Source organism: bacterium (assembly GCA_026416715.1).
Taxonomy (GTDB): domain Bacteria; phylum UBP4; class UBA4092; order JAOAEQ01; family JAOAEQ01; genus JAOAEQ01.
In genome coordinates, this window is sequence record JAOAEQ010000042.1 from 1 (window position 1) to 6845 (window position 6845).

Below are 6845 nucleotides of genomic sequence, written 5' to 3' on the forward strand. Positions count from 1 at the left end.
GGATTGACGCAATAAGCATGATACGACGGCATTCCTTTTTGATATTGAATCGGAATAACATCAAGCGTATAAAGTTTCTGTTTCGGTTGATTTAGCTGCATTAGATATTTATATCCCCGAAATTCCGATTGTTGCCGAATAGAATCGGGAATAAGCTCTTTCCCCTGCCAATGTAAATGCGCTTCTGATAACGGTATCAATTTAGCTTCATCCCAATTATGGCCATTGGGTTCGATTTCGATAATCCGCCGTATCATCCGAAGCTGGTCTCGTTGTTCAGCTGGATATGACGCTGGTAAGAAGTAGGCATAAGCGCAGATATAAGCGTAACCAGTAAACACGATTAACAGCATAATCGCTATTGCGATTCCAGAAAGATATAATTTTTTCGATAGAGCAATATCTAATTTTGCGAAACGTTTGCTAGAAATGATTATAATGATATAAATAAAAAGACCTAATAAGAGACAGCTAACATATTGATAAGCATATATCCCCGAGAGCCGATACCAACCCCAAGAATATAAATTCCTAGCCAGATTAATCCAGCAATAATTATCCCTTTTCTTAATAATCCAAATTTCTTGTTTAGCCAATAGAGAAAACCAAGATAAACTAGGAGCATTATTGCATAAAGGATGAGTCCATCCCAAGAAGTCGGACTATCTACCTCGGGGATTAAAGATGCACTTGATTCAAAAAAAGATAAAGGCCACATGATATCGCTATCTTACTCTATTGAATGTAGAATAACTTTTGTAGCCGCATCGCCCCATTTATTCGGTGGCGCGGAGGAGAATGATTCTACCTGGGGGTGCCGTGCTAGAAATTCACAAATAGCTTTTCGGAGTTTACCAGTTCCATGCCCGTGAATGATATATACCGGCGATTTCTGATAGATAAATGCGGTATCGAGATATTTATCGAGGATACGCAGCGCGTCGTCGATATGATGATGGTGAAGATCTAATTCTTCCGAAAAATCTTTCGGTTGCTGACACATGATGATTCGAATAGGCGTTGTATGCGAGTTGTTTTTCATTGTTACATTAGCAATGTAAATGTTGCTTTTGAGTTGCGCTTTCAATGAAGTTTAACTTCGTTATATTTATCCGGTCCTTCCGACAAATTAACCGGAATACCTTTTGCCCTGAGATATTCTTTCGCCTGCTTGATTGTATATTCCCGAAAATGGAAGATTGATGCGGCTAGAACCGCATCCGCTTTTCCAATCGCTATCGCTTGATAGAGATGCTCGAGATTTCCTGCACCACCAGATGCGATAATCGGGATTTGAACTGCTTGCGCCATGGTTTTTAAAAGTTCAAGGTCATACCCCGCTTTCGTTCCGTCGGTATCAATACTGGTTGGAAGTAATTCGCCGGCACCGCGCGATTCCGCTTCTTTCGCCCAGGCAATTGCATCTTTTCCCGTTGGCGTTTTCCCACCGTTAATCAATACTTCCCAACCGGACGGCATTTCTGCTGACCGCCGATAATCTATCGCTACAACTAAAGATTGGCTGCCGAATTCTTTCGCTGCTGCAGAAATCAACTCCGGATTTTTTACCGCTGCGGTATTAATACTAATTTTATTTGCGCCAGCTTCAATGAGAATACGCATATCTTCAACCGAACTAATTCCACCGCCTACCGTTAGCGGAACGGTTATCACCGCTGCAGTTTTTTTAACTACTTCAATCATAGTTTTCCGTCCTTCAACCGTTGCCATAATGTCTAGAAACGCTATTTCATCTGCACCTTCTTGATTATATCGTGTAGCGATTTCAGCAGGGTCGCCGGCATCGCGTAGATTCTCAAAGTGAATCCCTTTGACCACTCTCCCACCAGCAATATCAAGACAAGGAATAATCCGTTTATATGCTGCCATACTCTTTCCCTCCATCAGAGAAAATACATCCCAAATTTGGGTTTATATAAACTATACCACGAAACAAAGAATATGAGAAATGAATCTGTTACTTAACATTTCCGCTTATTCGAAGAGATAGTATCTGTTTTAAGGATAAGATTAACCGCTTCAAGAAGGGATTTAGCCGTGAAGGTTGGAATTGATATTTTTGATTTTTGATTTTTAATTTTGTAATTTCCAATCAGAATGGTTTTGCAACCGACCGCTGTTCCCGCTTGAATATCGCGTTCGCTATCACCAACCATCCAGCAGTTCGTTAAACGCAGTTTATATTTATTTGCCGTCCGGATAAGCAGCCCTGGCTTTGGTTTCCGGCAAGTACAGTTATCAGATTCAGTATGATGGCAATACGCCACGGAATGAATTTTCCCGCCGGCTTGCTCGATTTCAGCGAGCATACGGCGAGTGATATCATCGAGTTGCTGTTTGGTCATCAATCCTTTTCCAACACCCTGCTGATTGCTAGTGACATGAACCTGATACCCCGCTTCGGTTAATTTCCGAATCGCTCGTTTTGCGTACGGCAAAAATTGAAACTCTGACCATCTCTTAACATAATCACCAACGAGCCGTTTATTGATTACCCCATCGCGATCGAGGAAGACTACTTTCATAGGTGTAAGCGAAAAAACGGAAAAATCAAAATACCTGAGAACATAAAATCCGATTTTTCGTTTTTCCGTGTTTAAGTTCCTCGGTTACTTTACCCATACCAATTTGGGTTCGACCGGAACCACTCAACCGTTTTCGTTAGTCCGGTTACAAAATCGTATTGTGGATTCCAACCGAGGTCGGTTTGCGCTTTCTGCGAATCAAGATAAATCCGCTGGATTTCACCAGCCCGTGGCGGCGCATAGGTTGCCGGATTCTTAAATCCGATAATCTCCTGCAATTTCTGATAAATTTCGTTTACCGAAATGCCGATGCCCCAGCCGAGGTTATAAGTTCCATTTTTTGAATATCTCAACGCAATCAGATTCGCTTGTACTACATCTTCAATATAGACATAATCCCGCTGTTGCGTGCCATCACCGAAAATCGTCGGCGTTTTCCCCGCGAGCATCTGCCCGATAAAAATTGCATTGACACCCGCTTCTCCTTTCGGATTCTGCCGTGGACCATAGATGTTCGGATAGCGCAAAATGAGATAATTTAATCCATATAACCGTGCATAGAGTTCGATATATACCTCTGCAGTTCGTTTCGATGCGCCGTAAGGACATTCCGGATTTATCGGATGCGTTTCATCCGCTGGTAGGTCTATTCCTTCACCATAAATTGCGCCACCAGTAGAAGCGAAAATTAGTTTTTTAACCGTATATTTCCGACTTAACTCAAGCAGATTAATGGTTCCAATGATATTAACCTCTGCATCATAAATCGGATTCGTAACTGATTTTCGAACATCAATCTGTGCAGCATGATGGTTGATAATATCGAAGTTACCAGCGGTAAAGATTTTCTCAAGCTCCGCTAACGACCGGATATCGATCGGGAAAAATTGCGCTTGTTGTGGAATATTTTTTTGTATCCCTGTAGAAAGATTATCAACAATCGTTACGTTATGCCCGGCTTGAATATATGCATCGGCAATATGTGACGCGATAAATCCTGCACCACCGGTTATGAGGATATTCATTGTGTTCATAATTAAACAGATGAAATCTAAAACCCGAATATTGACATCCGAAATACGAAACAAAAAGATAAATGAACAAACTAATTAACTGAAAAATACAAAAGCATAAGAACTCTGTGGCAAAATTCCGGGTATTGTTTTTGGTTTTTCGTTTTTAAGGTTTTATATTTGTTTCGATATTCGATAGTCGAAGTTCGAATCTTAAATTTATCTATATTCACCCTAACGTTTATATTTTTTGCTAAGTTTATTTATTGAGTTGATTATATATTCTACCTGATTTTGTTTCAAGTTAGGATATAACGGCAAGGAAATAACCCGTTCATACGCCCAATTCGCATTCGGGAATTCCGATGGTTTATACCCCCAGACTCGCTGATAATATGGATGATGGTGTAACGGAATATAATGTACACTGGTTCCAATACCTTTTTTCCGCAAAAGTTCTATGAGCTGGTTTCTTGAAATCCGCAGTTGTTCCAGGTTTAGTTTAATAATATAGAGATGCCAGGAAGAGATTATATCCGGAGCCACTGTCGGCGTTTCAACCGCTTCATTCTCTGCAAATCCAGCGGTATAGAGTTGTGCATACTTAGTTCGAATCTTATGCCATCGAGTCGCTTGCTGCAACTGGGCGATTCCTAACGCTGCGGGAATATCCGGCAAATTATATTTATATCCCGCTTCGAGAACCTGGTAGAACCAGCTGCCTTCTTTCCGATACCGGTTCCAAGCGCCGTTCGATAACCCATGCAAACTTAACCGGCGGATATGTTCCGCAAGCGATTGCAATGTTGTCGTAAGCACACCACCTTCGCCAGTTGAAATTGGTTTGGTTGAATGGAAACTAAACACAGCGATGGTTTCAAACGACCCGATTTTTCGACCGCGATATTCTGCTCCAAACGCATGCGCGGCATCGTCGATAACCGCTAAACGGTATTGGTTTGCCAGCTGCTGTACTTCCTGCATTGGATACGGATGTCCCGCAAGATGAACCGGGATAATCGCTTTTGTTTTTTTCGTTATTTTCCGTTCGATTTCTTGAGGAAGAATTAGCATCCGCTCTTTGTCAACATCAACCAAAACCGGTTTTGCCCCACAATGCACAACTACCGCTGCGGTTGCGCTGAATGTATATGTCGGAACAATAACTTCGTCCCCCGGTTTGACTCCCAGTGCGACGAGTGATAAATGCAACCCTGCGGTGCCAGAATTTAAGGCAACCGCATGTTTCGCACCTAATTCTCGACAAATCAATTGTTCAAATCGGAGACTGGTCGGGCCAGTAGTTATCCAACCCACTTTAAGCGCTTGATTAACTGCTTGGAATTCTTTTTTTCCTATCGTCGGGATATGAAATGGTATAAACATATCCGATATATTTTGACTTGAGATTTTCAAGTTATAAGCGTAGTTAGATTGAACGACCCCGAGCTCCTCGTTCGACCTAACTTCACTATTATTTTAGAACGAATAGATGGTGTTCAGGAAGAGGATATGATTCGTTTGGTCAGTTCCCTGTTCACTACCAGCATCTTCTTTTTCATACCGATACGCAGCAGAAACTATCAAATTATTTTTTCCATAAAAGGTTAGTTGCGGTTGTAGATATTGGACTTTCATCGGTTCATCGTCCGATAGTCCATGCTGTTGAATATCATAAATTAACGACCCGCAAAATTGCGCATTGAAAAAATGCGTTAATTCGATATATAAATCATCGCTATCAGTTCCTATCTGATGCCCGATAATATCGCCGTAATAGGTGTATCCAGACGTATATACCGGATGCGAATACCAATAATTCGGATGTTTCGGAATATGGTTATTGGCATATTCAATTCGTAAATCGGTTTTTCCAGATAAACCGATATCACCGAAAACGATACCATATAACCACGCCCAGCGGCTTGGTAACGGACCGCCACTGGCAAAATCTTCACCGGCACCATCAACATAAACCGTCATGGTTCGGATAACATGCGTTTTGTTATCGAGATGATTAAACTGAACAGTTAAATCTACGCCGGCAATCTGATTATTCCGTAAATCCGATTCTTCATGCTCTTTTCTTCCCCAGAACATATCCCAATAATCGCGCCAATCCATTGACGGTCTGCCTTCACCAGCGAACATCGCTGACCGTGAAAACCCGAGTTCTATTCCTGGTTTCGGTTTAAACGAAGTTCGCATACCCCAGAACCGTGTATGCGGATAATCCCGTTCTTCTTCCAACCGAGTTAGGATAGAGATGGTTTTCATCGGACCGAGCCAGCGGAATATCCACGGAAGCAAAACCGGTTCCGCATTGCCGATTTTAATTAAATCAAATGGTTTCGCATTATCCGTTAAAATCCAGTCGCCATTGGCACCGGGTCCCCACCAAAGCGAATCCCTACCGAGCTCTAATTCGAGATTACCGACCATGCATTTCATATATCCTTCAACCAATTCTCCTTCGTTCAACGTATCTTCAGAATACCGATATTCCGGATGCAAATAATAGCCGATACGATTCGCATATTGGCCATAACTATCGAACCCGAGTCTGAAATTCGAATGTTCACTAAATTTATCACCTTGTCGGTTCCGCAGGATAAATGATTTCTCACTATAAATCGAACGGAAATACATATCATCTATCGGTTTCAGATATGTTTCAGGAGTTATACCAGTTCTAATTTCAGTTATTGTCGCTAATTCGACCGAAAATTCCCGCTGTAGTCGTTCGAGTATTCCTGCTGCAATCGGGAGTTCGATTTTCTGTTCAGCAAGATTCCGCGAAGCTTCATCAATCATGATCGCGACTTCAATGCGAGTATATGGTTTGGTATTCAGGAACGGTTCGGTAATTAGACCGAGATTAAATAATTTCTCAATTAACGGATAACTCCAATGTGAAAGTGGTACGTTCGGACTAACTTCACCAGCATATAATCCTGCAGGCAAGAAATATAAGGTGAGTAGGAGAATGATAAATCCAAAATTCAAACTCCAAAATCCAAATAAATTACTAAATCTATTAATCATGAATATTTTACAGTTAAAAATTGGATTTGGTGTATTTGACATTTGGATTTTGATGTTGGAATTTCCTCGACGATGACTAAATATTAATATGCGCCGCGGCAAAATATTACGGCTGGGATTGTTTTCAGTAGAATTTTGAAATCCAACCATAACGACCAGGTATCAATATATTCCAAATCCATTTTCATCCAGGTATCAAACCCGAGTTCGCTCCGACCACTTACCTGCCAGATACAGGTTA

At 41.4% G+C, this 6845-nt stretch carries 9 protein-coding genes; all 9 read right to left on the reverse strand.

Features of this window, described 5'->3' with window-relative positions; translation table 11 throughout:
- A partial coding sequence (locus N3A72_12230; GenBank protein MCX7920343.1) for a hypothetical protein occupies window positions 1–353 on the reverse strand: 353 nt, incomplete at its 3' end.
- Between the two features lie 104 nt (window positions 354–457).
- Entirely contained in the window at window positions 458–718 is a 261-nt protein-coding gene (locus N3A72_12235) for a hypothetical protein (protein MCX7920344.1), read from the reverse strand.
- Between the two features lie 12 nt (window positions 719–730).
- Window positions 731–1042: a Smr/MutS family protein gene (locus N3A72_12240; GenBank protein ID MCX7920345.1), complete on the reverse strand. Its 312-nt coding sequence runs from the start codon at window positions 1040–1042 to the stop codon at window positions 731–733.
- A 41-nt stretch (window positions 1043–1083) separates the two neighbouring features.
- Window positions 1084–1890 (reverse strand): imidazole glycerol phosphate synthase subunit HisF, encoded by an 807-nt coding sequence (gene hisF / locus N3A72_12245; GenBank protein ID MCX7920346.1) that lies wholly within the window; start codon window positions 1888–1890, stop codon window positions 1084–1086.
- A 92-nt stretch (window positions 1891–1982) separates the two neighbouring features.
- Window positions 1983–2546 (reverse strand): HAD family hydrolase, encoded by a 564-nt coding sequence (locus N3A72_12250; protein MCX7920347.1) that lies wholly within the window; start codon window positions 2544–2546, stop codon window positions 1983–1985.
- A gap of 89 nt (window positions 2547–2635) precedes the next feature.
- The gene (locus N3A72_12255) at window positions 2636–3571 is read right to left on the reverse strand and encodes an NAD-dependent epimerase/dehydratase family protein (protein ID MCX7920348.1); all 936 of its coding nucleotides are present in this window, start codon (window positions 3569–3571) and stop codon (window positions 2636–2638) included.
- Between the two features lie 222 nt (window positions 3572–3793).
- Window positions 3794–4945, reverse strand: coding sequence for a DegT/DnrJ/EryC1/StrS family aminotransferase (locus N3A72_12260; GenBank protein MCX7920349.1), 1152 nt, complete (start codon window positions 4943–4945; stop codon window positions 3794–3796).
- A gap of 93 nt (window positions 4946–5038) precedes the next feature.
- The gene (locus tag N3A72_12265) at window positions 5039–6565 is read right to left on the reverse strand and encodes a capsule assembly Wzi family protein (GenBank protein MCX7920350.1); all 1527 of its coding nucleotides are present in this window, start codon (window positions 6563–6565) and stop codon (window positions 5039–5041) included.
- Window positions 6566–6687: 122 nt separating this feature from the next.
- Window positions 6688–6845, reverse strand: a 158-nt coding sequence (locus N3A72_12270; protein ID MCX7920351.1) for a sugar transferase, incomplete at its 5' end; no start/stop codon positions are given.

What these genes read in the sequence shown, in the direction of transcription:
- N3A72_12255 (MCX7920348.1), bottom strand. Translation starts at nt 3,571, where the DNA reads ATGAATATCCTCATAACCGGTGGTGCAGGATTTATCGCGTCACATATT.
- N3A72_12240 (MCX7920345.1), bottom strand. Translation starts at nt 1,042, where the DNA reads ATGAAAAACAACTCGCATACAACGCCTATTCGAATCATCATGTGTCAG.
- hisF (MCX7920346.1), bottom strand. Translation starts at nt 1,890, where the DNA reads ATGGCAGCATATAAACGGATTATTCCTTGTCTTGATATTGCTGGTGGG.
- N3A72_12260 (MCX7920349.1), bottom strand. Translation starts at nt 4,945, where the DNA reads ATGTTTATACCATTTCATATCCCGACGATAGGAAAAAAAGAATTCCAA.
- N3A72_12235 (MCX7920344.1), bottom strand. Translation starts at nt 718, where the DNA reads ATGTGGCCTTTATCTTTTTTTGAATCAAGTGCATCTTTAATCCCCGAG.
- N3A72_12250 (MCX7920347.1), bottom strand. Translation starts at nt 2,546, where the DNA reads ATGAAAGTAGTCTTCCTCGATCGCGATGGGGTAATCAATAAACGGCTC.